The organism is Bifidobacterium sp. UMB1197 (assembly GCF_030217745.1).
Lineage (GTDB): Bacteria > Actinomycetota > Actinomycetes > Actinomycetales > Bifidobacteriaceae > Bifidobacterium > Bifidobacterium vaginale_B.
The window spans coordinates 43847-67018 of record NZ_JASOOL010000002.1; the positions used below are offsets into that span (position 1 = coordinate 43847).

Genomic DNA, 23172 nt, shown 5'->3' on the forward strand with positions numbered 1-23172 from the left:
TTGGTCTGAATTATATACATTGTAATGACAATATGTTGAACATAAACGAATATTTGCGTATAGTAAAAGAAGATGGAGGTATTGTATATGACTACTACGAATTTAAATATCAGAACAGATAAGGTAATTAAAGAACAAGCTGATAGGATTTTTTCAGAACTCGGATTCAATATGACGACAGCGATTAACATGTTTTTGCGAACAACTATTCGTGAGAACGGAATTCCTTTTTCTCTTAAATTAGAGGTTCCAAATGATACAACGATTGCTGCTATTGAAGAGGGTAGACGAATTGCGTCTGATCCTAGTGTAAAGGGTTATCGAAATATGGAAGATCTTAAGGCGGCTCTTGATTTATGAAATTAAGAATGAAGTTCTTGTTTTGATGTTATATAGGCTTGGCACGCATTCAGAATTGTTTAAGAAATAAAATATCGCATTGTTAAATTAACATTTTTAAATCTGCAGCTTTTTATTGATAAAAGGTTAGCTTGTGGCGGTTTTTGTTATATTTCATTGCTTTTTGCGCGGATAGTATGTTGTGTTTATGTGTTTGGGTGTAGAATACTAGTGTTTTATGCATAGAGTCTTGTGTTTGCATTTGCTTGTATGCATTTTTGTGTACTCATTTGTGAGCGTTTGATGCGTTGAGAAGGTTTATTATGAAGAAGAGTAATAAGCATATCCGTAGTGCTAGTAATCATAGTGTTCGCAATCGTAGTGTTTTTGTGCCGCTTAGTGCTGGTTTTTGCGCAACTGCGTTGGCTATAACTGGGGGAGTTGTGGCCAATGCTTCTGCTGTTTCTAGTGTTGCTGGCGATTCTTCTAGTGTTGCTTCTTCTTCTAGTGTTGCTTCTTCTTCTAGCATTGTTAAATCGTCTGCTGCTAACGTCGCTAAAGCTGCTAATTCTGTTACGGGGGGGGGTGTACAGAGTTCTGAGGCTGGTGCTGTTCCGACTGTTCCAGCTCATATTATTGATAAAAATGAAGCCAACAGCATGCATGGCTGTGAGGCTGTAATTGAAAATGTTGGTGACGCTACTTACCTTGTAATTAAGCCAAAAGATGGTGCTGAAGAGGGCATTATTAGCGCCGACCTTAAGCCAGAAGAATTTGAAGCTATTCGCGATAAGCTTAAAAGTAATAATATGTATGGTGCCACTTTAAAATTTGAGAGCAGAGTATATGGCTACGGCAGTATTGCTGGTTTGTTTAGTGAAATTAGAATTGACTCTCTTGGTAATATTGGCAGCTTTGATGTAAGTAATGTTACAGATATGTCTTACGTATTTGGCAGGTACCGTGATCTTAAGAGTTTAGATGGCTTAGGCAGATGGAACACAAGTAACGTTACTAATATGAATTCAATGTTTTATAAGAGTTTTTCTGATGACTTTATTAGCGAACAAAGCAGTTCATCTTTTTTAGACCCTATTGCTAATTGGGATGTAAGTAAAGTTACTAATATGGATTCAATGTTTTATTGGGGAACTAATTTAAAAAATATTGATGCTTTGAAAAATTGGAATACGTCAAACGTAAAAAATATGCGTTATATGTTTTCTAATTGCACAAATATCAAGAATTTGGATGGATTAAAGAACTGGAAAACTGGTAATGTGACTGACATGTCTTACATGTTTGAGGATTGCAAGCGTTTACTAAATATTAATGGTGTAGCAAGCTGGAACACAGGCAACGTTACTAACATGGAACGAATGTTTGCTAACTGTTTGCAAAGTGTAAATGTTTGCGATAATTCGAAAGGTAACTGCCTTCTTAATCATTCATTCGTAAGCAGTGTGTCAAATCTTGTTGCTGTTAAAAACTGGAATGTTAGCAATGTATCGAAAATGGGCGGAATGTTTGCAGGAAGTGCAACATTAACCGACATTAGTGCTCTTAAGAGTTGGAAATTTAATAAAGATTTACCTTATATTGATTTAGGGTATTTAGTTACAGGAAATCGTATTAGTGATGAGAATTACGTAGACTTTTTAAAAAGTCTTATAGGAGAAAAGTTAAAAGGTTTTCGGGGAGAGCTTGAATTAGACGGTTTTGGATTAGATAAATTAAACGAAAATCAAATTAATGAAATATTTGGAAATCCGTATGATTCAATAATTATTATCCATAAAAACTATGATGTAAAAATAGATGCTAGTTCTGCTCTTCTTAAATTGAAGACCAAGAAGAAAGTGACTTTGACTTTTAATGGTTCTACGAATCAAAGTATTGAGATTAATGATTTTCCTGCAGTTTATATTAGCTCCGCAGCTTGGTATGATGATGATCAACAAAGTAAGAATGATATCGAAGCTGTGAGCTCTGTTGTTAATAAGACTATTGAAAGTAAGATAAAGGAGTTGCAGGAAACTTATCCAGAGCTTACTGGAAAGTATTCTGCTTCGAGGGCAATATCGAATGCAAATGATGTTTTTCAGACTTATAAGCTTGACGTAGATAAGACGAAAATTAAGAATCCAGATCCAGATCCAACTCCAGATCCAAATCCGTCGCCGCTGCCAGAACCATCTCCAACGCCAGATCCGACACCAAATCCAACTCCGCAGCCTGGCGGCGATACTCCAGGTGGTGGATTGAATCCTGACGGAGGCGGTTCGGGTGATAAGCCTGGAAATAATCCAGACAATAACACGGATAATAATCCAAACAATAATCCAAACAACGGTTCTGGAAATACGCCAGGTGATAATCCGAATAATACGCCAGGTAATGGTTCGAACACTAATCGCAATGGTGGCTCTGCGGGTGGAAGTGGCTCTAATTCAAGCAATTCCGCTAAGTCGAATTCCTCTGATTCTGCTAAGGATTCCTCAAAGAATCATTCTGATTCCTCTGATTCTGCTAAAGATTATAAAGACTCCATTAAGGATTCAAAGGATTCTAAGGATTCTGCAAAGTCTTCTGCTAGTAATTCAGCAAAGCATGCATCAAGCTCTTCCAATGTTGGTTTGATTGCGTCTATTGTTGGCGCTCTTGCCGCTATTGCTGCGATTGTTGGTGGATTCTTCTTCTTTGTTCTGTTTGGTAAGAAGAGGAAGAAGCGCAAAGACGAGGATGAAAACTAAGGCGTAAACTAAGGCGAAATCAGCCTCGGCTAATCGCAGCGCATATAAATTAAGGCGGGCACTCGTAACAATCACGTGCTCGCCTTAGTTGTTTTCTGTGTCTTGTTGTTTTACACGCCTTTATCCACGCAAATCCTACAAAATAATCACGCAAATCCTCGTCAAATCATGCAAAATAAATTTTTTTGACTGTAAGGTCTCAAGTTGTAAAACTTACTAATAATCTAAAAAATTTTGTTTTATAATCACTGTGTAACATAAATTATTTAAATTGATTATGACAATTTAACATATATTTTTTATTGAAAATCAGTAATTTTCATAAAATTTTCTAAGATATTTAAAGAGAATAAACAGTTTTTTCACAGTATTTTATAAGGGTAAATAATATAGGCTACGTGATTGTACTTGCTGTTCGGCTTATACAATTTTGTTCGGCTTATACGATTTTGTATTATTCGCGTGGCTTATACGATTTTGTATTATTCGTGCGGCTTGTACTTAGTACTGATATTAATGATTGAATAACATACGATTTAACTACAAGTGTTCGATGAGGATGGTAGTCAATGACATTTATTTCTCGCGCAATACGCTACGTTTTGAGAAAAAGAGTAAAAACAGCAATCGTGTTTGTAATACTGGCATTGATTTCAACGCTTTTGCTGGCATCTTCTGCAGTTGCGATTGCTGCAGAAAAAGAGGGCAAAAAGGTAGAAGAACAAGCAGAATCTAGTTTTGTTTTAGCAAATAATCCGCAAGTAAATCCTGGAACTCCTAGGGGAGCGGGAACTGTTAAGCCAAGTGATGTTAAAAAAATCGCGTCGCTAAAAAACGTTGATTCGTATGTTTTGCGTCAAAATGTTACAGCCGATTTAGTTGACGCAAAAGCAGCTAGAATCAAAGGTGTTCAAGACTACGATGCTCGCAGAGAAAAGCAATTCGGCAACGCTGTAAACCTAGAGGGAACAAACTCTTCTAAAGGATTAAATGCGTTTAAAACAAAGTCAATTCACATGGTTAAAGGAAGGGCTTTGCGCGAATCAGATGAGCATGCATCCTTAATCCACGAAGACTTAGCAAAACTCAACGGCCTAAAATTAGGCGATTCGTTAACGCTTAAAGCCAATCCTTTCGATGCCGATAACCTTAACCATTCCACGGAGCAAGTAAAAACGCGCATAGTTGGAATTTACGGCGGAGCTAATAATCGCCCAGTTGCAACGCGTGCAGAATTAACTGCAAACACTGTGTATACAGATTTAAAAACAACCAGAGAGCTTTACAAATATAAGCCTGGAAAAGAGATATACCAGGACGCAAGTTTTAAGGTTAAAAAAGGAGCGGACGCAGATTCTGTGATTGAAGAAGCGTCTAAGCTGCCAATTGATTTGCAAAACTATCAGATTACTCGAGATGACCAGTTTGTACAGGGAATGATTGGCGCGGCAAAAGGCGTAAAATCCATGATGAACATAACGGTTATTGCAGTAAGCGCGTTTGCTGTGGTGGCTCTTGGATTGGTTCTTATTCTTTGGATTAATGAGCGTAGAAAAGAAATTGGAGTTTTAACTTCCATTGGCGTTGGAAAAGCTTCCCTTGTGTTGCAGCAGCTTTTTGAGCTTGTGCTACTTGCGATTCCAGCCATTGCAATAGGCTATGGTTTTGCCAGCGCAATATCTCCATGGTTTAGCGACTGCGCATTAGGCTCAGTAAAAAATTCCGCCGCGCAGCAGCTTAGCTCAATGGGTCAAGCTGGAGGAAACTTGGAATCAAGCATGGCTACTAGAACTTTAGATAAGATTGCTGTTCAAGTTAGCTCCGATTGCTTAATTCAATCTTCATTAATGGTTCTAATGATTATTATTGTTGCGGTTGCGTTGTCTTATCTTCCTATTTTGCGAAAGTCTCCTAGAGATTTGCTTGGCATGCAAAAGTAGTTGGCTGCAAAAGTAGTTGACGTGCAAAAGTAGGTGGTAAAATGACTCAAATTATAAAAAGATCTTGGCTCGCTATAGTTAGAAAACCAAGACGCAGTGCTATTTTAGCCTTGATTATTACGGTTGTTCTTAGCGCGCTTATTTGCCAAGCGAGTGTTATTGCTTGCGTAAAAAATCTAGAGAATCAAATAACTTCCAGTATTGGTTTAGGCTTTAGCGTTTACGCAAAAACGCAAGGGCAGACTTTGCCAGAGTCCGATTCTGCTGGCGATTCTGCTGATTCTACTGGTGACTCCGCTAAACAATCGCAGCAAGACATTCCTCAAGATTTGCAAAAAAACGAAGGAATTCCCGAAAATCTTATTGCAAAATTCAAAAAGATTAGTGGAATAAAAACCATTGCAGAAGAAAAGGATGTTTTAGCAAATCCTGTTAACGCTAAAATTGTAGCGCCAATAAATGGTCCGCGTTTAGACAATGATGAAATGTTTTCGCTTGTTTCCATAACGGGAACAACTAAATCACAGTTAGCGCAGGGATTCCAAGAAGGATTATATAAGCTGGATGAAGGCAGTCATATTGATTCTTCGGCAGCTGGTAGCTTTAAGCTCGCAAAATCTGCAATAATTCACAAGAGTTTTGCTAAACAAAATAATCTTAAACTCGGGTCTGTTTTAACCTTAAAACAAGGCAGCAAAAGCATTGATCTTAAGGTTGTTGGCATTTTTTCTGGCAAGATGCAAACAAAGGGTGCGCTTCCTTCCGACTCTTCCGAAAATCGCGTAATAACTGATTTAGAATCCGCTTTTTACTTGTTTGGAAGTAAAAATCGCAGTTCTATAAAGTGCGTTATGCAAAATCCAAATAGTCTAACTAAAGCTTTAGAAGAAGCCAATAAAATCGCTAAAAACTATGGCAATGGCATGCTTTCTGTAGAAAATAATGCGCAAAGATTTGCCTCTGTTCTTCAATCTGTAAAAACAGTTAAGCAATTAGTGTTTATGATTCTATTTTGCCTTGCGATTGTTGCAGTAATAATTCTTGGCTTAGTTCTTGTTTTTTGGGTTCGAGGAAGGATCCACGAAGTTGGCGTTCTTATGGCGTTAGGCGTTAGTAAGTGTGCAATAGCTTTACAGATGATTGTGGAAGTTTTTATAATATCTGCATTTTGCTCAGTGCTGTCTACTGCGATTAGTGCTGCAATATCGTCTAGTGTTGGATCAATGCTATTAGCAAATGTTGCAAATGGTGCAATTACGTACTCATCAAATCAGCCTTTGCTAACTGGCCAAACAGCGTTTGCTATTCTTATAGGATTTGCTATAGCGTTTGTATCTCTATGCATTGCTCTTGCGCCAATAATGTTTAAAAAGCCGCGTTCTGTATTGAATTCAATGAGCTAAAGTGATTTTCTTAGAAAATTAAAAATTTACAAGTATCAAATATTAAATTTAGAAAATATTGGAGTTTATTATGACAACTTTATTAAAACTAGACAACGTTGATTACTCTTATGGAGTAACTAATATTACGGTTCTTAAAAATGTTAATGCAGATTTTGAAGCTGGGAAAATCTACAGCATAACGGGGCCATCGGGTGCTGGAAAATCCACCATGTTATCTCTTCTAGCTGGTTTAGACTCTCCAACGAGTGGAACAGTATTGTTTAACGGTCAAGATATTTCTAAGAATGGCGGTTATGCTAATCATCGCAAGAACAATGTTTCTTTAGTTTTCCAGAGTTTTAATCTAATTGACTATTTGAATCCTGTAGAAAATTTGCAGCTTGTTAGCCCAAAGGCGGATTCTACGATTCTTAAAGAGCTGGGGCTTAGCGAAGACGAGTCCACTAGAAATATAACAAAGCTTTCGGGAGGCCAGCAGCAGCGAGTGGCTATTGCACGAGCGCTTGTATCTTCTGCTCCAGTTATTCTTGCCGACGAGCCAACGGGTAGCTTGGATCCAAACACTACCAAAGAAGTTATAGCAATCTTAAAAGATGCCGCTCATAAGCGCGGAAAATGCGTGATTGTTGTAACACATTCGAGTGATGTGGCGGCTAGCGCAGACGTAAAATATGTTCTTAAAAATAAGCAGCTAATAAAAAAGCAGTAAAACACTAATAAAACACTAATTATTAGCCATTTTTCCGTGCTTCTGCGTAAAGTAAAAGTTGCGTATAAACTTTGCGCAGAAGTTGCGTATTTGCGCATATACGGGAGGTTGTTGTGGCAGATATTTTAGATTCAAAACCTGTTGTGGCAGTTGTTATGGGCTCTTCTAGCGATTGGGAAACAATGCGCCACGCATGCGAAATCTTAGAAAGATTTAGAGTGCCGTATATAAAGCAAGTTATTTCTGCACATCGCACTCCAGAACTTATGGCAGATTTTGCGCATGGCGCTAGAAAAAACGGTTTTCGCGTGATTATTGCTGGCGCTGGTGGAGCTGCACACTTGCCAGGTATGATTGCTGCTCAAACAACGCTTCCAGTTGTTGGTGTTCCTGTAAAATCCCATGCTCTTTCGGGCTGGGATTCTTTGCTTTCTATAGTGCAGATGCCTGGCGGAATTCCAGTTGCAACAACCGCTGTTGGCAATTCTGGCGCTACTAATGCGGGCTTGCTTGCAGTAAGCATGCTTAGCACAACAGATAGTCGCCTAGAAGAAGAACTTGAAGAATACCGCAAAGAATTAAAAAAGAAGGTTGAGGAATCTAATGCCGAGCTTATGTGAAGCAACTAATGGCGCTGCAAAGTGCTTAATGCCAGGGGCCACTATTGGAATTATAGGTGGCGGTCAGCTTGGTCGCATGATGGCGATTGCCGCTAGAAGAATGGGCTTTAAAATCGGCGTTTTAGACCCAGCGCATAATTGCCCGGTGTTTCAGGTTGCGGATTTTCAAGTTGAAGCAGAATATGACGATTTAGAAGCCTTACAAAAGCTTGCTAAAAGTTGCGATGTGCTTACGTACGAATTTGAAAACGTAAACGCAGATGCTTTAGATAGTGTGCGCGATTTGGTTGCAGTTCCTCAAGGAACCGACTTATTGCGAGTTACTCAAGATCGTGTTTTTGAAAAGAGTTTTATTAACAATCACGGTATTGAAACTGCTAAATGGCGTGAAGTCAATAATCTAGACGATTTAGATAAAGCAATCGAAGAAATCGGGCTGCCTGCAATTCTTAAAACACGCAGAGGTGGTTACGACGGCCACGGTCAAGACGTTTTGCGCACTCAAGAAGACGTTGATAATATTCGTAAGCGCGTAGAAAATGGCCAAGAGATGCTGCCTTCTATTCTCGAAGGTTTTGTTGACTTTGCTTTTGAAGCATCAATCCTTGTTTCGGGAAATGGCAACGAATTTGTGACTTATCCTCTTGTAAAAAATGTGCATCACAACAGCATTTTGCACATGACTTTGGCTCCAGCAAATGTTGATACTAAGATTCAAGAAGCTGCGCATAGCTTAGCGCTTAAATTGGCTCAAGGCTTTAAACTTGCTGGAACGCTTGGAATAGAACTGTTTATTACTAAAGACAATCGCGTAGTGGTAAATGAGCTCGCGCCGCGCCCGCATAATTCGGGACACTATACGATTGAAGCTTGCGATATGGATCAATTTGAGGCGCATGTTCGCGGTATTGTTGGATGGCCTCTAAAAGAGCCTACGCTTCTTTCTGCTGCCGTAATGGTTAATGTTTTAGGCCAACATGTTGTGCCTACTCGTGCGCTTATTGCGGAGCATCCAGAATGGCATGTTCACGATTACGGCAAGGCGGAGATTCGTAAGAATCGCAAAATGGGTCATATTACTGTTCTTTGCAATAATCCTGTTGAGGAAGCCAATGTGTTAGACTCTACAGGTTGTTGGGATGACGAGCTTGATTAAAAGTTTTTTGCGGCGAAAGGTTGAATAATGGTTGGTGAGCCAATACGCAGGAACACTAAGCAAAAAGAAACAGTTCTTGAGCATTTAAGAGCTTCGCGTAATTTTGTTTCTGCACAAAATTTGCATCGCGCGCTTGTAGAAGATGGTGAAATCATTGGTTTGGCCACTGTTTATCGCCAGCTTAATATGCTTTCGCAAAGTGGAGATGTTGATACCGTGCGCTTTAACGGTCAGCAGCTTTTTAGGATTTGCGACGAGAATACGCATCATCATCATTTGGTGTGCGAAAAATGCGGAAAGACTGTAGATATAGAGCCGCCAGACGACGAAGGTTGGATTCATAAGATTGCTGAATCTCATGGATACACGGTTATAGACCACACTTTGGAAGTGTTTGGATTGTGCGAAGAGTGCAATAAAGAGAGCAATAAAGAGTTGCAATAGAGGCAAAAATTAAAGCACATAAATTCATAAATTAAAGACATAAAAAACGAGGAACAAATCCAACTTTGGGAGTGTTCCTCGTTTCTGTAAGTCTACGCTTAGCGGTTCAACCTACTCGGCAACAGCCTTCTTAAGCAAAGAACCAGCAGAGATTCTAACACCGTAAGATGCAGGAATCTTAATGGTTTCGCCAGTGCGTGGGTTGCGGCCAGTGCGCTCAGCGCGCTTTACGCGCTCAGCGGAGAACAGACCAGTGAGCTTCAAGCCTTCGCCAGACTGCAAAGCCTCAACGAACACATCCTGGAATGCGTTGACAGCGGCCTCGGCCTGTGCCTTGGTAAGGTTGGACTTCTGAGCGATCTTCGAAACGAGATCAGACTTGTTGTATGCCATACAAGCATCCTTTGTGTTAGGGGCCTTCTCTTCCAAAGACCACTTTCACTCATAGATATTAATACATTTTCCCTACAAATGCGCGGTTTTTCAGCGTTTTATTAAGATTTTTTTACGATTTTTTAGTTTTTTTGGTTAATAAAGTGCATAAAAATCGCAAAAATTCCGTATATAGGCTTATTTATGCGGTTTTTAACTAAATATATTCTTTTTTTGACTTATAAAATTTTAAAGAAATTTTTCTATTAAATTAATCCCTTATTACTAAGACTCTTCATTGCAAAAGCGCCAATCGGTATTCTTAGCCAATAGAACATAAGACGGTAAAGAAGAGTGGCAGACAACGCAATTGTTGGAGGAACGCCAACCGAAGTGAACGCAAAAGTGAGGGATGCTTCAACAGCACCTAATCCACCAGGAGTTGGAACAGCTGATCCAGCAGTGTTTGCCACTAAGAACAGCAGAACTGTTTCCCAAGGATTTGCGTAGTATCCAAAAGCTAGAAGAGCAACCCAATAGCCTAATCCTGTAGCAAAAACAAGAATTAAGCCGCCTAATGTGCCATTAAAAAGCTGTTTTGGCTTAGTTACAAGCTCTTTTATCTGCTTTCCGTAGTCAGAAAGAATAGGCAGATATCTTTTTTGTATAAATTTGCGTATTGGAGTAATGGCCATAAACGCACAGAGGATTATAGTAACAATTCCTATTACTGTGATTAGCATGTGTGTAGGAATCATTCCAGAAAGCAGGTTTTTACCAGTAAAAATTCCAACGCTAAATATTACAAGAGCGGTTACTAGCGATTGCAAAAGCCAGACTGCGCTTGTAATAGCTGTTGCTTGAGATGTTGAATTTCCGCTTTTCTTTATAAGCTGCATGTTTACAAACGCAGGGCCAACTCCAGCTGGCATAGACACGGCGGTAAATCCAGAAGCCGCTTGTGATGTAAACAAAACGCCAGCATTTGGCTTTGAATCATCCATAAAAGCGCCAAGCGTAATAGAAGATCCAACCCACGCTAGCATGCTACAAGCAAAGCATGCCATAACCATTATGCTATCTGCTCTTTTAAGCGCCGAGATAAATTCTTGCGGATGCCATTGCGTAACAATAGCCGAAATCGCAGCAACAATAAGGATTAAGCTAACAAAGAATCGAATATTAAAGCGTGCTAATCTAACGGTGTCGTAGTCGTAGTCATCTTCGCTGTTATTCATGCACACTGTTTTGCTCAACTCATTTTTAAGATCTTCAAAAAGCTTTTTATTGCACGAAGGAAGTGACTTTGTAGACGCTGGAATTGCGGCTTTTTGAATAAATGGCAAAATTTGCGCAACCTTATCTGCACCCCAAACGCTCATTGCTGATTGAACAGCAGTTTTTGCATCGATGCAAGCTGCAATAAGCGTTAAAAGCTGAACTTTATCTAAAGCAATATTTGTTGAATCGCTAGCAACATCGCCATTTTGCCAACCCGCAATTAGGGGAGTGCCGTCTTCTAAGCGTGCAAGAGATTCGGGGCTTATTCTTCTGTGCGTAATTCCTCTAGAGTTTGCAATGTCAAGATATTGCATAAGCCTTTGAGCGTCGGAAGCATTAAGCGTGTTTAGATTGCATGGCACAAGAACATTGCTAGTGTGAAACACCATTATTGATGATTTTTCTAGGTCTGTAACCCCGTACACGTTTGCCGTAGCAAGATGCAAATTCCTAAGCGCAAGCAGCATGGAAAGATGGTGGTGTATGGAGTGCCTTGCGGAACGGTCTCGTCTAACTGGAATATCAATCAGCTTAACCCACTGCCATAGCTGATTTAAATATCCAGGCAAATGCACTTGATTGTCTAATACCGATATAACGTATCTTGTTGCGTGAATATCAATTGCATCGTATAGCCTTGAATTTGCAATCAAATCGTCGTCTAGACTAGATTTTAAAACGCCTCTATGGTCGGTTGTTAGCGTTCGGCGATTAAGCTGAACAAGATGCGTAATGCCAATGTTTTCTAAGGCTTCAACAATGTCTTTGCCCCAGGCTCCCTTGCTTTGCGTTCCCTTAATAAACCTGATTAGCGTTCCAATAGAGCGCCCAATGCACCAAGATGTTAATGCGCCCGTTAGGGAATGCCAAGAAGTTACGATTAAGATTGGAGAGGCAATTAGCAGCGCTTGCCAAGATAACTTTACTATTTTGTTATCTCTTCTAGGGCCACTAACGGTTAGAAAAGCAACTAAAACCGCGTACATATCTGGCAATAATTCTGTGCCGTGACTATTAGAGATGGAATTAAACGATGCAAATATCGAAGGATTATCTAGCGTTGTAAGAATGTAGGAAATATACCATACAAGCGGATACGTTAAAAGCAGTGTTAGCGTTGATAATGTTGTATCAATCCATCGCCTGGCGTCAATCATAGATATTATTACGCCAGCAACAATCGCAATTGTAAGCGCTTGCTGAAAAAGAGAAGATGGTAGGCCTGTTACAATCCACTGAATAATCTTTCCAGCATTTTTTGCGTCGTGTTCTACTCCTGCTGTTGTTCCAGAAAAACACGTTGCAAATAACACCACAGCTGTAGCCACACCAGCAGATACGATTGAGTAAATCAAGTCTGCCCAATTACGAACTAGCTTAGGCTCAGTGTCGTTAATAACTAAATCGTCTTTTACTTGCGATTGCATAGTACACCGTTTATTTATTAATAAAATTATTAATTTCTAATAAGTTATTGAATAAAATCTACCAAACGTGATGCAATTCCAGTATAAGATTCTGGAGTAAGGTTTTTTAGCCTACTTGCGGTTTGTGCATCGAAGTTTCTAGAAGATATAAAATCTTCAACATCTTTTTTAGATATGCTGTGACCACGCATAAGCTCTTTAACCTGCTCGTATGGCCTTTCCATTCCTTCTACGCCAGCAATTTCTTGTGCGCGCATAGCAGTTTGGATTGGCTCGCCAAGAACCTCCCAATTGCTGTTAAGCTCTTCGCTCATCATTTGCGTGTTTGGATGAATCGACTTTAAGCCGCCAAGAAGATTATTTAGTGCAAGAAGTGCATAGCCGAATGCGGATCCAACGTTTCGCTGAGTAGTGGAATCGGTTAAATCGCGCTGCCAGCGGCTTTCGGTAAGCGTTGCGCAAAGGGTATCGAAAAGTGCGCAAGAAATCTCAAGATTTGCTTCCGCGTTTTCAAATCGAATAGGGTTCACCTTGTGTGGCATTGTGGAAGATCCAGTAGCACCTTTAACTGGAACTTGCACAAAAACGCCGCGAGAAATATACATCCACACATCTACTGCAAGATTGTGAAGAATGTGGTTAATGTGGCTTACAGTGCTGTAAAGTTCCGCCTGCCAATCGTGGCTTTCGATTTGCGTTGTAAGAGGATTGAAGCAAAGACCCATTCTGTTTTCTACAAACTCTTTAGAAACGCTAAGCCAATCAACATTAGGGAAAGCGGCGAGATGAGCGCCAAAAGTTCCAGTAGCACCATTTATTTTTCCAAGATATTCTTGGGCATCAAGGTGTTTTTGCTGGCGATTTAGCCTATAGGCAAACACAGCAAGCTCTTTACCTAAAGTTGTAGGAGTTGCAGGCTGACCGTGAGTTAGCGATAGCATTGGAGTATCTCTATACTCTTGCGCTTTTTGAGTTAAGTAATCAACAATTGCTTGCAAATTTGGCCTATACACGTTTTCAACAGCGTTTTTTACGCAACGAGCTATAGAAAGATTGTTTATATCTTCGCTTGTGCAAGCAAAATGAACCAATGTTTTAAGATTGCTAAGCTGGGTTTTATGCCCTAATACTTGCTCTGCTTTGTCTAACTCGTCGTCAATGTAATATTCAACAGCCTTAACGTCGTGATGCGTAACAGCTTCGTGAGCAGCATGGCGTTTTATACCTTCGGCTCCAAAGTTTTCTGGGATTGCGCGCAAATAATCGCATTCCTCATCTGTTAAAGGCTTTACGCCATCTACAATCGTTTTAAAACTGTTTCCCTTATAACCGTTTGCTAGAAGAATCATCCATTCAACTTCAACACGCATGCGCTCGCGGTTTAATGCTGGTTCGCTTAAATATTCTACGAGGCTAGCAGTTTGGTTGTGGTATCTTCCGTCTAGTGGAGTTAAAGCAATAGCAGGGCAAATATCAGTAAGCTTCATACTCTAAAGGTTACAGCATGGCATGAAACTACTAAGTTTTGAGCGTTGCTATTTTGAGTCTTGCCGTTTTAGCGTTGTACTAGTGTTGCATAACTCCTTGCCACAATGTTGTTTCTTCTAAAGTCCCTTTTAACACATTGCTAAAATGCGATTCTTGAGATCTTATTTGTTTAGAAGATAGCTGACTGGCGTCTTGGTAAGCTGCTTGATGATAATTTAAATCATGCGTGAGCGTTCCTTCTTCTGGCACATTTTTTACTAGTATTCCGTCTTTTTCAAAAAGATTTTTTGGCCTGCGATTCTCTCTGCGATTTGACTTGCGATTTTGCTTAGAATCATTTTGCTTGTTGTCTTCTTTTCTGTTGCTTCTATTATCACTTTTACTAGCCACTGCGTGAATCGTAACCCAATTGTTTCTGCTTGGATTACTCGCTCCGTCTAATGTTGGAACAAGTTCGTCTTCCATTTCTATGCTTGTTACCCAAGTTTTTTCTGGAATTGCATGGTTTGCTATAGGCGACCCTGCTGTTACAACGTGTTTTATGTTGTATTGTTTTGAATAGTCGCTTGCAATTTCTGCAGCAACTATTCCGCCTTGTGAATGCCCAACAAGTACAACATTATCGTTTGGTTTAATGCCGCTTTTCTTCATTGCTTCCACAACCATTCTTGTGCTGTCTGCGTTCATTCTTACGCTTTTAGAGCTGCTCATAACCTCCGCATTTTGAGGCCATCCAAACGGCGATTTAGGCTTTCCGTCTGTTCCGGGTATTGTAACAAGCCAAGATGTTCTGCCGTTCTTTTGCTTAAAACGTTGAATTGCGATTGTTGCAGCATCTGGATTTGTTTTTGGCGGATGCACAGAAAGATTTCCGTTTGCAAGATTATTAAGATTTGCAAGAGCTTGACCAATATTATTTCCCTTATATTGCAGTATTTTAGATTGTGCATTTTTAGGTAAAACTAGTTTTGTTACTTTAAGATTGTTTCCTTGTTTTGCATCATTGATTTTTGCACTAAACAAGCTTAATGCGCTTGCAAATGTGGCAACTGGAGCTTTTGAATGTTTTACATCGTCCCTTTCTTGAATGCTGGAAAAAAGACGAATAGGGATTCCTGTTACTGGATTTATTAGAAAATGTTTAGAAAAGCCTCGTATAAATCCCTGTTGTATTGGTGCTGTTGCATGGCTCCACTTAGAAAAATTCTTCATGCCACTTTTTTGAGTCATGTCTAAAATCGCACTAAATCCTGCGCTTGCAAAGAATGGTACTGCAGTAATAGGGAAGATTGTGGTTCCAATAGCCACAAGGTTATCGAAGGCTTCTCTATTTTTGTATTCCGCTGCAGAATATAGGTTATTTGCCCTGATTATTAAAGTAGACAATTCGCTAAGATTATTGGACATTGATTCGCATTGGCTTGACTTTATTCTGCATTCGCTAGAATCTGGCAAGTTTTGTAAAGCAGGTTGGCAAAAATCTTTGTTAAAACAGTTGTTTTGACTTTGTACAAGAGCGGCTTTTTGGCTTTCGATTTGCAATGCGGTTTGCATCCAACATGCGCTTAGTGAATGGAAATCGTTTGATAGTTCGCTAAGTATTGCAGCTTTTGCTTTATACGAGTTGGAATCAGCAACGCTAAGAGGTTCTCCGCCAGTTATAGTTGATTTTACTCTCCAAGGCATTATTTACCTCCGTAATTTAGCATTTCGTTAAAAGTGGGATTAGCGTTAATAAAATCAGCATCAGTAAAGCCAGCATTAACAGAGCTGATTTGGCATGCTTTTCTAGCGGTTTTAGCCATCTGTTCGTTAAACGCGTTTGCGGCTTTGCCATGCCAGTCTTTAAGAGTGTTGGAGTGTGCTTCGCTAAGCACGCTGTTAGAGCATTGTTCTGTTCTTTCTAACAGCCATTGGTAATCGTTAAATATGTGCATACAAATATTACACACAACGTTTTTTAAATAGTCACGAAAATTCTTGCAATGTGGTTAAAGGCTATAATCCTTGAAGTATAAGGGTTTTTGTGCTTGAGGCGGTTTTTTTAAAAAAGCACTTTAGCATATTTACCAAGGTTTATTGCTTGAGTCTTCTTTTTTAGAAGACTTAGTTTTTCCATTCTTGTTTGAATCTTTAGATGTAGAATCATCTTCGGTTTGCGACGATTGATTCTGCGAATTTTGGCTAGAATCGCTTTGATTATTCTGCCTTAGTAAATCTTGAACTTTGCTTTTTTGCGAATTACTTAAGCTGGATTTATTGGATTTTTCTTGCGATTTATTAATCCTATTTTCGCTATTATTCTGGTTTGTTTTTGCGTTTGCGTCCGTATCTTTTTTATCTTGGTCAAGTTGCTTTTGCAAACTATTTGTAAGTTTTTTAGATATTAATGCGTTATGATTAATGCTCTTTTTTAAGTGCGGCATTAAAATTGTATAAGGTGATTTTGCTTCGTTAAACTGGTCGTCAACCTGTTTTTGAGATACAGCCAACATTTCTTTATCTGCATCAACTTTTTTCGATGCTTTTATGTTGTTTATAAGACTTTTTGTAGCAGCATTATATGTTGATTCTGCTTTAAGATTAGTGGCAATAAAATAAATTGACGCCATGCATAAAGCTATAACAATAGTAGATATTGCAATAATAGAAAATCTTAGGAACGACTTAGGTGTGATTTTACTAATCATATAAGCTTCCTCGATTTTGTAATCCAGCACGCCAATTCCCAAAGAATTAATATACTTGCAAGAATAGCAAACGGCCAAACGATTGGATAAGGCCTAAGTCTTGGTTTAACAGTGTTGTTTTGCCGCCATTGTTTAGAAAGAATCTGTTTTGCTTCTACGCCAATGGAATGATCTTTACTGGAATCAACATATTTTCCGCTAAGCTCGTCTGCAATATTCTTAAGATTCTTTGAATCCATTTTAGATATTCCAGGTTTTTTTGTAGAAGGGTCAATAATCCATTTTCCAGACTGTTTTATAGAAGAATCAGTTGAATTAATATCGTCTAAATCGTCCAACTTAGTGCTTTCGTTTGGGATTTTTCCGCCATTTTTAGACCCAACACCAATAACATAAGCATGATTTACGTAGCCGCGTAAAGAGGAGAATGTTCTGCGCTTTCTGCTGGTTGTTTCTTCGCCATCGCTAATTAAATACAAAACAGTAACATCTTGTGGATGAGCGTCGTGAATTGCTTTAGTGGCAAGAAGAGTTTTATCTAGCGGCGCGTCTAAGCTCGTTCCGTTTGAAACTCCAACAGGCTCTGTGTTAATAGTATTAACCCAATTTTCAATGGCATTTACGTCTGGAGTTAAAGGAACGTCAACGCTAGAAGACGCTCCAAATCTTATAGCGCTAAAGCTTGCGTTTGTGTAATTGCTTGCAACTTGTTTTATTATTTGCTTTGCGCTGTTAAATCTTGTGTTCTTGTGATTAGATAAATCCGTAGAATCGTTTACGTTCATAGATCCAGTAACGTCTAAAACAAAAACAACGTTAGTGGCATTAAGGGATCGTTGAAAAGTGTTTTTCATAACGCATGGGCATAATGCGCAAATCGCAAGCAAAACGCAGATTAATACTCTGCGAACTCGCATATAAACAGTTTCATCCGTATTGGAATTATTGCGTTTTAGTGGAAAAATCTCAAACAAAGCTAAAACGGTAAGAATTGCAATTAAAACTAACGAAATCCAACTAAAATATACTCTCATCGCTTTATCCTTCTTGCAAAAATAAGCCAAAGAGATGCAAAAATAACCGCCAATATTGTTGGAATACTAGGGTCATCACTTAAAGCTGACTGCGTTGATTTTTTAGGAATACTCGTATGCTGTTGCTCAATTTTACGCACCAAAGTCATTACGGAATCAGCATTATGCTGCGTTAAGAAAATACCACCATTTTGCTCTATAAGATTTCGCATTTGCACAGTAGTTGATTCGTTTTCGCTTTGAGCAGACCCAGAGTATAAGCCGTCAACTTGAATATTGGCCTGGCTGGTTAAATTCAATGCTTGTTTAAGTGAATAGGCTGGTTTTCCAGAAACAACGTTATCGGTTGCTAAAACAATAGAAGCACTACGATTAAGGCGATTGTGAGGCTTTTTAGAATTGTTGGAAGACCCGTATACAACGCCAGGAATCATTGCGGCACAGCTAACAAGACCATCTCCAATTAAAGACGTTGCCTCTTTTCTGTTTTGAGTGCCATCAAGCCATGCAGAAATTTGCTGATATTGCTTTTGCTGCATGTTGTCGATTTTATCTTGCGATTGAACTCCGTCTAAGAGTTTAGAAGCGTATTGCAATTGTTTTTTAACAAGAGAATAGTCGTCGGTTAGCGGAAAAACAGTTCTGGATGTTGAGTTAAAAATGCTCAAGCCTATGCGCTCGCCTTGAAAATGTTCAACAAATTTTAAGTAAGCGTTAATAACTTCTAAATCGTAGGGAAGAGTGGAGCCAGAAACATCTAAGCAAAGTACAATGTCTCTAGAACTTGATTGCTCGTCTGCGTCTAAAACTCTAGAAGGCCTTGCGCTAAGAGTTAGTGTGCATAAAAGCGCAAGGGAAAGCATTAACGCGCATATTCTTCGCAAAATAATCCATAATCGCCATTTTCTTGCGCATATACTTCCTTGCAAATCTTCATCTAAAGTAAAAGACGTTAAAAAGCTTGTTTTTAAAGCTTTTAAAGATTCGAGTTTGTGAGTTTTGTAATTGTATTTTTTAATCTCACTTATTACAAAGACTAGTATTGAAACAACTAATGCTATTAAAACGCCAAAAACAAGGACTAATGGCCATTTTAAGCGCATAGAGAAAAGCGTTGAAGCAAATATTTTGCACATTGCTAAATTAGGTATTGCCAAAGTGCATGTGCTTAAAGTGGAGAATGTCATCTTTTATTCTCCTTTGGCTTATTTTCCTTTGTTTTCCAGCTTTCAAGAAGAGCAAGAACCCATCTTGCGCCTTGATCAACATCTGCATCTTTTGCCTGATTATTATACTTTGCGTCCGCAAATTCAGGAGGGTATAAAGCTGCAATAGTTTGACGCAATAAGTCTGCTCCCTGCGTGTTTTTCCAAGTGTTTCTAAGCGAACTAATGTCTCCAAGAGTGTGTGATTTAATGTTGTCTCCGCTAATTATAGAAACGTATTGTCGAGCAATTTTAGCTAATTTAGCAAAAGCTTGATCTTTTTTAATCTTGTTTTGATTATATTCGCTAACAACCTGCTCAATTTTTTTACGCCATTCTTGCCTATTTGCGTTTAAAGTATGAGCGGCATTTTTTACATCTTCTTTAGTGTTTGCTTTAGTGTTGATTTTGTAGATAGCAATGTAGAGCATTATGATTGCCAAAAACGCAACTATTATGCTTAAGCCAATAAGGGCAAGTAGCATTGTTTCGTCGTTTAAAACTTTTTGAACATTATTAATACTCACTGCAAACCAACCTAAGCCTATTTTAAGAGTAAATCTTGATTCTTCTTAACACTAAAAACGCTGTTTTGCAAAGTTGCGTTACAAATAAATTTAGCCAAAGAATGGAATATTTGCTTGCTGGAAGACCCACGTATAAGGCAAGCTTTAGTAGAGTTTAAGCATTCGTGTAGCGAGTTGTTTATAAATGCCCTATGTGTCTTTACTTCTTTACAGCAGGAATCGTCTACTAAAAACGCTGGTATTTTGCGCATTGTTGTTCCATCAAGTATTGGAATATCTTTAGACTTGCTAAATGGGTTTACTGGGCTTAGGGTTACAACGATTAAAGAATGTAATCTAGCGATTTTTTGCAAATCATTAAAATGTTTTTGCAAAATAGCGTATTCGTCTGTAATTATTACAATCAAGCCGTGTTTTTGGGTAATTGAATTAGCGAAGTCAATAATGGCATCTGTGTTTCTAGTGTTTTTGCGTGCATTGCACAATGAAATATCTAAGCTACGCTCAAAATCAGGCAGATTCCTACAAGATGGAATCCGTAAAACATTATCTCCATCAAATAAAGCGCAATTGAGTGAATCGTTGCGTTTTATGCTTAAAGACGCAAAAAAACATGCTGCGTTAGAAGCAATCTCATATAAATATTCATTACTTTTAGACGCGCAAGAAGCATTCATATTTACACTAGAATCCACAAGAATCCAAGTTTTAGAAGAAGATTCGCGCTGCCTGGAAGAAACCATTGGTTCGCCAATTCTTGCGCTGGCTTTCCAGTTGATCATTCTGGCTTCGTCTCCAGGCTGCCAAGCATGAACGTCTACTAAGTCGCCATTACCAAATTTTTGGTTAGAAGGGTGTTCTCCTTCAAAAATGCTTAAAGATTTTTTTGCAAGTGGAAGATTTAGACGATTGTCTAATGCTTCGATTTTTCGCCTAACTTTTTTAGACGAATCGGAGCATAGCAAATTCCTTTTAGCATTAACTGTAAAAGTTGGTTGTGAATAGGTTTTAAACAGTTTTGCAAAAATCATGGTGCAGGAACCGTCTTCACTATTGCATCAATAACTTGGTCGCTAGTAATGGAATCTGCTAAAGCTTCAAAAGTCAAAAGAATCCTGTGTCTAAGAACTTCGTGAGCAAATTTTTTAACATCTTCTGGAATAACGTAATCCCTTCCAGAAAGAAGAGCTTGAGCCTGACCAATGCGTATTAAAGCAATAGAAGCTCTAGGGCTTGCACCCATTCGTACAAGTGAAGAAATAGTTTTAAGAGGGTGACTTCCTTGGCCTCTAGAGGTTGCAACAATATCTACTGCATACTTCATAACAGCTTCCGAAACATGCACTCGTTTAGCGGCTGCGCGCAAAAAAGTAACGTCTTGCAAACTTATTTTTTGGCTATTAAGTGTTTGCGGATTAAAAACGTCGCTTCCTCTGTTTGTTAAAAGCTCCAACATGCTCACCTCTTCGCTAAACGAAGGGTAAGTCATAACAGCTTTAAGCATAAAACGATCCATTTGAGCTTCTGGAAGATTAAAAGTTCCTTCTTCTTCAATTGGATTTTGCGTAGCAATAACCATAAAAGGCTGAGGAAGATTAATGCGTTCTCCGCCAATTGTTGTAGCGCCTTCCGCCATTGCCTCCAGCATTGCTGACTGAGTTTTTGCATTTGATCGATTAATCTCGTCTAGCAGAATCACGTTTGCGTGAATAGGACCAATCTGTGTTGTAAATCTTTGAGAAGAAAAGTCAAAAACTTGAGTTCCAACTAAGTCTGCTGGCATTAAATCTGGCGTACACTGAATTCGTTTAAAGCTTCCAGACATTGCCGTTGCAAGAGTCTGTGCAGCAGTTGTTTTAGCAAGACCTGGAACGGATTCAATAAGAATGTGGCCTCCAGCAATAAGCGTTAAAATAAGCGATTCTTTAAGTGAATCTTGGCCTACAAGTGTTTGAGCAAATCTTGAGCGAAGAACCGCTGCAATCTGCTGCGCCTTTTTAATGCTCTCGTTAGAAACGCCTGCAGATATTGGCTGATTTGTTTCGTCTACTGTATTAGAAATAGAGCTATTAGAAACAGGTACGCGAGGCTGGGGTGGAAGAGAGAAAACACCAGTATTTGCGCTATTGTTTTGACTATTTGGTTGCGGAGGGAATAATGCCATGCGTTTTATTTTAACCGATATACGCTACCTTAGTTTCTTTTTGCTATAAGCTCCAGTCAATTGCAGATGCTCCCATTGATATTAATGCTTGATTTGTTCTAGAAAATGGCCTGGATCCAAAGAATCCTCTAGATGCAGAAAGCGGACTTGGGTGTGGGGATTGAATAATCACTGCGTTTGTAAGAAGAGGAGCTAGGCTTTGAGCGTTTCTGCCCCAAAGAATTGCCACTAATGGAAGCGGTTTGCCGTTATTATCTGTGCGATTATTTAGCGCTGTTATTGCAGCATCTGTTATTTGTTCCCAACCTTTTCCTTGATGGCTATTCGCTTTGCCTGCTTCTACGCTAAGGCATCTGTTTAACAGCATTACGCCTTGCTTAGTCCAAGGTGTTAAATCTCCATTTTTAGGCATTGGAACGTTTAAATCATTAACTAATTCTTTATAGATGTTGGTTAGACTTTTAGGCAACGGTTTAACGCTAGGGTCTACGCAAAAACTAAGACCAACTGGGTGCCCTGGTGTTGGGTATGGGTCTTGACCAACAATAAGAACCTTTATTTGATTAAAAGGGATTGTAAAAGCTCTAAGAATATTATGACTTTCTGGCAAAAATCGTCTTCCGCATGCTAATTCTTGCCGTAAAAAATCTCCCATTTTGTGAATTTGTGGTTCAACTGGTTCAAGGGCATTTGCCCAATCTGGGTCTATGAGTTCGTGCAAAGATTTTCGCTGCTTAATATCCATATTTATCAACTCTAAAACAAGGGTGATAAATACAAAATCAAATATAAGATAAATACAAAATCAAATGTAAAAATAAATAAAATTCTTTATGCTTTGTGCGCGGTATTCGCTAATATGGACTCATACTGTTAGCTGATTTTTTAGAAGGGATACAATTATGGCGCATAAAAGCCAGAACGTGTCGTTTACGCCAGATGCTTTTGATAATCCACCAGAAGGCCCTGTTGGAGTACATCGCGGAAATCGCGCTTGGTATGCCGTATTGTTCCCGTATGTAGTAGTCGTAACTATTGCTGTTGTTTTAGGCATTTTTGCATGGGCTATTATGTCTGGAGAAATCAACAATATTCGTTTGCCATGGAGCACAAATCAGTCAACAACTGCTAAGTCTTCTAAACTTAAGAGCGGCAAAATTGACGAGCGCAAGAGCAAGTCGGATGATGCTGACGACGATTCAGACGAAGATAGGGATCCAGTAAAAACCGATAAGTCTAATAAAGAAGATAAAAATGCTAATAGCTCTAAGGATTCTAAAGACAATAATGCAAGCAACTCAAACGCTTCTGGGCAATCTGTTAACAAGACTGTTCCAGTAAGAGTTATTAATGCAACAAAGATTCAGGGTCATGCTGCTCAAGAAGCTGCAAAGCTTAAGCAAGCGGGCTACGAAAATGTACAGGCTGCAAATCCTGCTGGAACTGTTCCTGCTGATTCTGTTGTTTGGTATAAGGGGAGCGAGAATCGAGCTGCTGCTGAAGATATTGCTAAAACACTCGGAATCAGCAATGTTGAATCTGCGGATCAAATAGCAACCACTATTGTTGTGGTTTTGTGCAAGTAGATTTGCTGTACAAAATAAATAAACGTAATAG

Annotated in this window: 21 protein-coding genes; 9 read left to right on the forward strand and 12 right to left on the reverse strand. The window is 39.1% G+C overall.

Features of this window, described 5'->3' with window-relative positions:
* The first annotated feature begins 87 nt into the window (after positions 1–87).
* The 8 genes from QP420_RS01455 to QP420_RS01490 all read left to right on the forward strand — a co-directional run bounded on the left by QP420_RS01455 (position 88) and on the right by QP420_RS01490 (position 9367).
* Entirely contained in the window at positions 88–360 is a 273-nt protein-coding gene (locus tag QP420_RS01455) for a type II toxin-antitoxin system RelB/DinJ family antitoxin (protein WP_060786771.1), read from the forward strand.
* A gap of 302 nt (positions 361–662) precedes the next feature.
* A complete protein-coding gene (locus tag QP420_RS01460) occupies positions 663–3092 on the forward strand; it encodes a BspA family leucine-rich repeat surface protein (protein ID WP_481616366.1) in 2430 nt (809 codons plus the stop codon).
* Between the two features lie 569 nt (positions 3093–3661).
* Positions 3662–5032, forward strand: coding sequence for an ABC transporter permease (locus tag QP420_RS01465; protein ID WP_415688614.1), 1371 nt, complete (start codon positions 3662–3664; stop codon positions 5030–5032).
* A gap of 41 nt (positions 5033–5073) precedes the next feature.
* Positions 5074–6435 (forward strand): ABC transporter permease, encoded by a 1362-nt coding sequence (locus QP420_RS01470; RefSeq protein ID WP_481616367.1) that lies wholly within the window; start codon positions 5074–5076, stop codon positions 6433–6435.
* A 70-nt stretch (positions 6436–6505) separates the two neighbouring features.
* Complete coding sequence (locus QP420_RS01475) at positions 6506–7147, forward strand: ABC transporter ATP-binding protein (protein ID WP_060786768.1); 642 nt, start codon at positions 6506–6508, stop codon at positions 7145–7147.
* 155 nt (positions 7148–7302) lie between these two features.
* Positions 7303–7767, forward strand: coding sequence for a 5-(carboxyamino)imidazole ribonucleotide mutase (purE, locus tag QP420_RS01480; RefSeq protein ID WP_415688625.1), 465 nt, complete (start codon positions 7303–7305; stop codon positions 7765–7767).
* Complete coding sequence (gene purK / locus QP420_RS01485) at positions 7751–8923, forward strand: 5-(carboxyamino)imidazole ribonucleotide synthase (RefSeq protein ID WP_481616368.1); 1173 nt, start codon at positions 7751–7753, stop codon at positions 8921–8923. The genes purE and purK overlap by 17 nt, the downstream gene beginning before the upstream one ends.
* 27 nt (positions 8924–8950) lie before the next feature.
* Entirely contained in the window at positions 8951–9367 is a 417-nt protein-coding gene (locus tag QP420_RS01490; protein WP_415688607.1) for a Fur family transcriptional regulator, read from the forward strand.
* Positions 9368–9478: 111 nt separating this feature from the next.
* Here the strand turns inward: QP420_RS01490 and QP420_RS01495 are convergent, their stop codons facing one another.
* From QP420_RS01495 to QP420_RS01550, 12 genes are all read right to left on the reverse strand, one after another.
* Complete coding sequence (locus QP420_RS01495) at positions 9479–9760, reverse strand: HU family DNA-binding protein (protein ID WP_060786765.1); 282 nt, start codon at positions 9758–9760, stop codon at positions 9479–9481.
* Between the two features lie 245 nt (positions 9761–10005).
* Positions 10006–12447 (reverse strand): lysylphosphatidylglycerol synthase transmembrane domain-containing protein, encoded by a 2442-nt coding sequence (locus QP420_RS01500; RefSeq protein ID WP_481616369.1) that lies wholly within the window; start codon positions 12445–12447, stop codon positions 10006–10008.
* Positions 12448–12491: 44 nt separating this feature from the next.
* The gene (gene purB, locus QP420_RS01505) at positions 12492–13934 is read right to left on the reverse strand and encodes an adenylosuccinate lyase (protein WP_481616370.1); all 1443 of its coding nucleotides are present in this window, start codon (positions 13932–13934) and stop codon (positions 12492–12494) included.
* Between the two features lie 79 nt (positions 13935–14013).
* Positions 14014–15621 (reverse strand): PGAP1-like alpha/beta domain-containing protein, encoded by a 1608-nt coding sequence (locus QP420_RS01510; protein WP_481616371.1) that lies wholly within the window; start codon positions 15619–15621, stop codon positions 14014–14016.
* Positions 15621–15872, reverse strand: a complete 252-nt coding sequence (locus tag QP420_RS01515; RefSeq protein WP_415695887.1) for a hypothetical protein — start codon at positions 15870–15872, stop codon at positions 15621–15623. Before QP420_RS01515 ends, QP420_RS01510 begins: the two co-directional genes overlap by 1 nt.
* Positions 15873–16001: 129 nt before the next feature.
* A complete protein-coding gene (locus QP420_RS01520) occupies positions 16002–16625 on the reverse strand; it encodes a DUF6466 family protein (RefSeq protein ID WP_060786760.1) in 624 nt (207 codons plus the stop codon).
* Positions 16622–17659, reverse strand: a complete 1038-nt coding sequence (locus tag QP420_RS01525; protein ID WP_464405055.1) for a vWA domain-containing protein — start codon at positions 17657–17659, stop codon at positions 16622–16624. Before QP420_RS01525 ends, QP420_RS01520 begins: the two co-directional genes overlap by 4 nt.
* Positions 17656–18846 (reverse strand): vWA domain-containing protein, encoded by a 1191-nt coding sequence (locus QP420_RS01530; RefSeq protein WP_060786758.1) that lies wholly within the window; start codon positions 18844–18846, stop codon positions 17656–17658. The genes QP420_RS01525 and QP420_RS01530 overlap by 4 nt, the downstream gene beginning before the upstream one ends.
* Positions 18843–19391, reverse strand: a complete 549-nt coding sequence (locus QP420_RS01535; RefSeq protein ID WP_415688595.1) for a hypothetical protein — start codon at positions 19389–19391, stop codon at positions 18843–18845. Before QP420_RS01535 ends, QP420_RS01530 begins: the two co-directional genes overlap by 4 nt.
* Positions 19392–19408: 17 nt before the next feature.
* Entirely contained in the window at positions 19409–20422 is a 1014-nt protein-coding gene (locus tag QP420_RS01540; protein ID WP_481616372.1) for a DUF58 domain-containing protein, read from the reverse strand.
* Complete coding sequence (locus QP420_RS01545) at positions 20419–21555, reverse strand: AAA family ATPase (protein ID WP_060786755.1); 1137 nt, start codon at positions 21553–21555, stop codon at positions 20419–20421. The genes QP420_RS01540 and QP420_RS01545 overlap by 4 nt, the downstream gene beginning before the upstream one ends.
* A gap of 43 nt (positions 21556–21598) precedes the next feature.
* Positions 21599–22300: a uracil-DNA glycosylase gene (locus tag QP420_RS01550; protein ID WP_060786754.1), complete on the reverse strand. Its 702-nt coding sequence runs from the start codon at positions 22298–22300 to the stop codon at positions 21599–21601.
* A gap of 157 nt (positions 22301–22457) precedes the next feature.
* Between QP420_RS01550 and QP420_RS01555 the strand changes: the two genes are divergently transcribed.
* Positions 22458–23141, forward strand: a complete 684-nt coding sequence (locus QP420_RS01555) for a LytR C-terminal domain-containing protein (RefSeq protein ID WP_415688592.1) — start codon at positions 22458–22460, stop codon at positions 23139–23141.
* Positions 23142–23172: the final 31 nt, after the last annotated feature.

Bases quoted from the DNA above. Each gene is read 5' to 3' on its own strand.
- QP420_RS01455 (WP_060786771.1), top strand. From the start codon at position 88: ATGACTACTACGAATTTAAATATCAGAACAGATAAGGTAATTAAAGAA.
- purE (WP_415688625.1), top strand. From the start codon at position 7,303: ATGGGCTCTTCTAGCGATTGGGAAACAATGCGCCACGCATGCGAAATC.
- QP420_RS01460 (WP_481616366.1), top strand. From the start codon at position 663: ATGAAGAAGAGTAATAAGCATATCCGTAGTGCTAGTAATCATAGTGTT.
- QP420_RS01540 (WP_481616372.1), bottom strand. From the start codon at position 20,422: ATGATTTTTGCAAAACTGTTTAAAACCTATTCACAACCAACTTTTACA.
- QP420_RS01520 (WP_060786760.1), bottom strand. From the start codon at position 16,625: ATGATTAGTAAAATCACACCTAAGTCGTTCCTAAGATTTTCTATTATT.
- QP420_RS01545 (WP_060786755.1), bottom strand. From the start codon at position 21,555: ATGGCATTATTCCCTCCGCAACCAAATAGTCAAAACAATAGCGCAAAT.
- purK (WP_481616368.1), top strand. From the start codon at position 7,751: ATGCCGAGCTTATGTGAAGCAACTAATGGCGCTGCAAAGTGCTTAATG.
- QP420_RS01500 (WP_481616369.1), bottom strand. From the start codon at position 12,447: ATGCAATCGCAAGTAAAAGACGATTTAGTTATTAACGACACTGAGCCT.
- QP420_RS01470 (WP_481616367.1), top strand. From the start codon at position 5,074: ATGACTCAAATTATAAAAAGATCTTGGCTCGCTATAGTTAGAAAACCA.
- QP420_RS01515 (WP_415695887.1), bottom strand. From the start codon at position 15,872: ATGCACATATTTAACGATTACCAATGGCTGTTAGAAAGAACAGAACAA.
- QP420_RS01555 (WP_415688592.1), top strand. From the start codon at position 22,458: ATGGCGCATAAAAGCCAGAACGTGTCGTTTACGCCAGATGCTTTTGAT.
- QP420_RS01475 (WP_060786768.1), top strand. From the start codon at position 6,506: ATGACAACTTTATTAAAACTAGACAACGTTGATTACTCTTATGGAGTA.
- QP420_RS01490 (WP_415688607.1), top strand. From the start codon at position 8,951: ATGGTTGGTGAGCCAATACGCAGGAACACTAAGCAAAAAGAAACAGTT.
- QP420_RS01510 (WP_481616371.1), bottom strand. From the start codon at position 15,621: ATGCCTTGGAGAGTAAAATCAACTATAACTGGCGGAGAACCTCTTAGC.
- QP420_RS01495 (WP_060786765.1), bottom strand. From the start codon at position 9,760: ATGGCATACAACAAGTCTGATCTCGTTTCGAAGATCGCTCAGAAGTCC.
- QP420_RS01550 (WP_060786754.1), bottom strand. From the start codon at position 22,300: ATGGATATTAAGCAGCGAAAATCTTTGCACGAACTCATAGACCCAGAT.
- purB (WP_481616370.1), bottom strand. From the start codon at position 13,934: ATGAAGCTTACTGATATTTGCCCTGCTATTGCTTTAACTCCACTAGAC.
- QP420_RS01465 (WP_415688614.1), top strand. From the start codon at position 3,662: ATGACATTTATTTCTCGCGCAATACGCTACGTTTTGAGAAAAAGAGTA.
- QP420_RS01525 (WP_464405055.1), bottom strand. From the start codon at position 17,659: ATGAGAGTATATTTTAGTTGGATTTCGTTAGTTTTAATTGCAATTCTT.
- QP420_RS01530 (WP_060786758.1), bottom strand. From the start codon at position 18,846: ATGACATTCTCCACTTTAAGCACATGCACTTTGGCAATACCTAATTTA.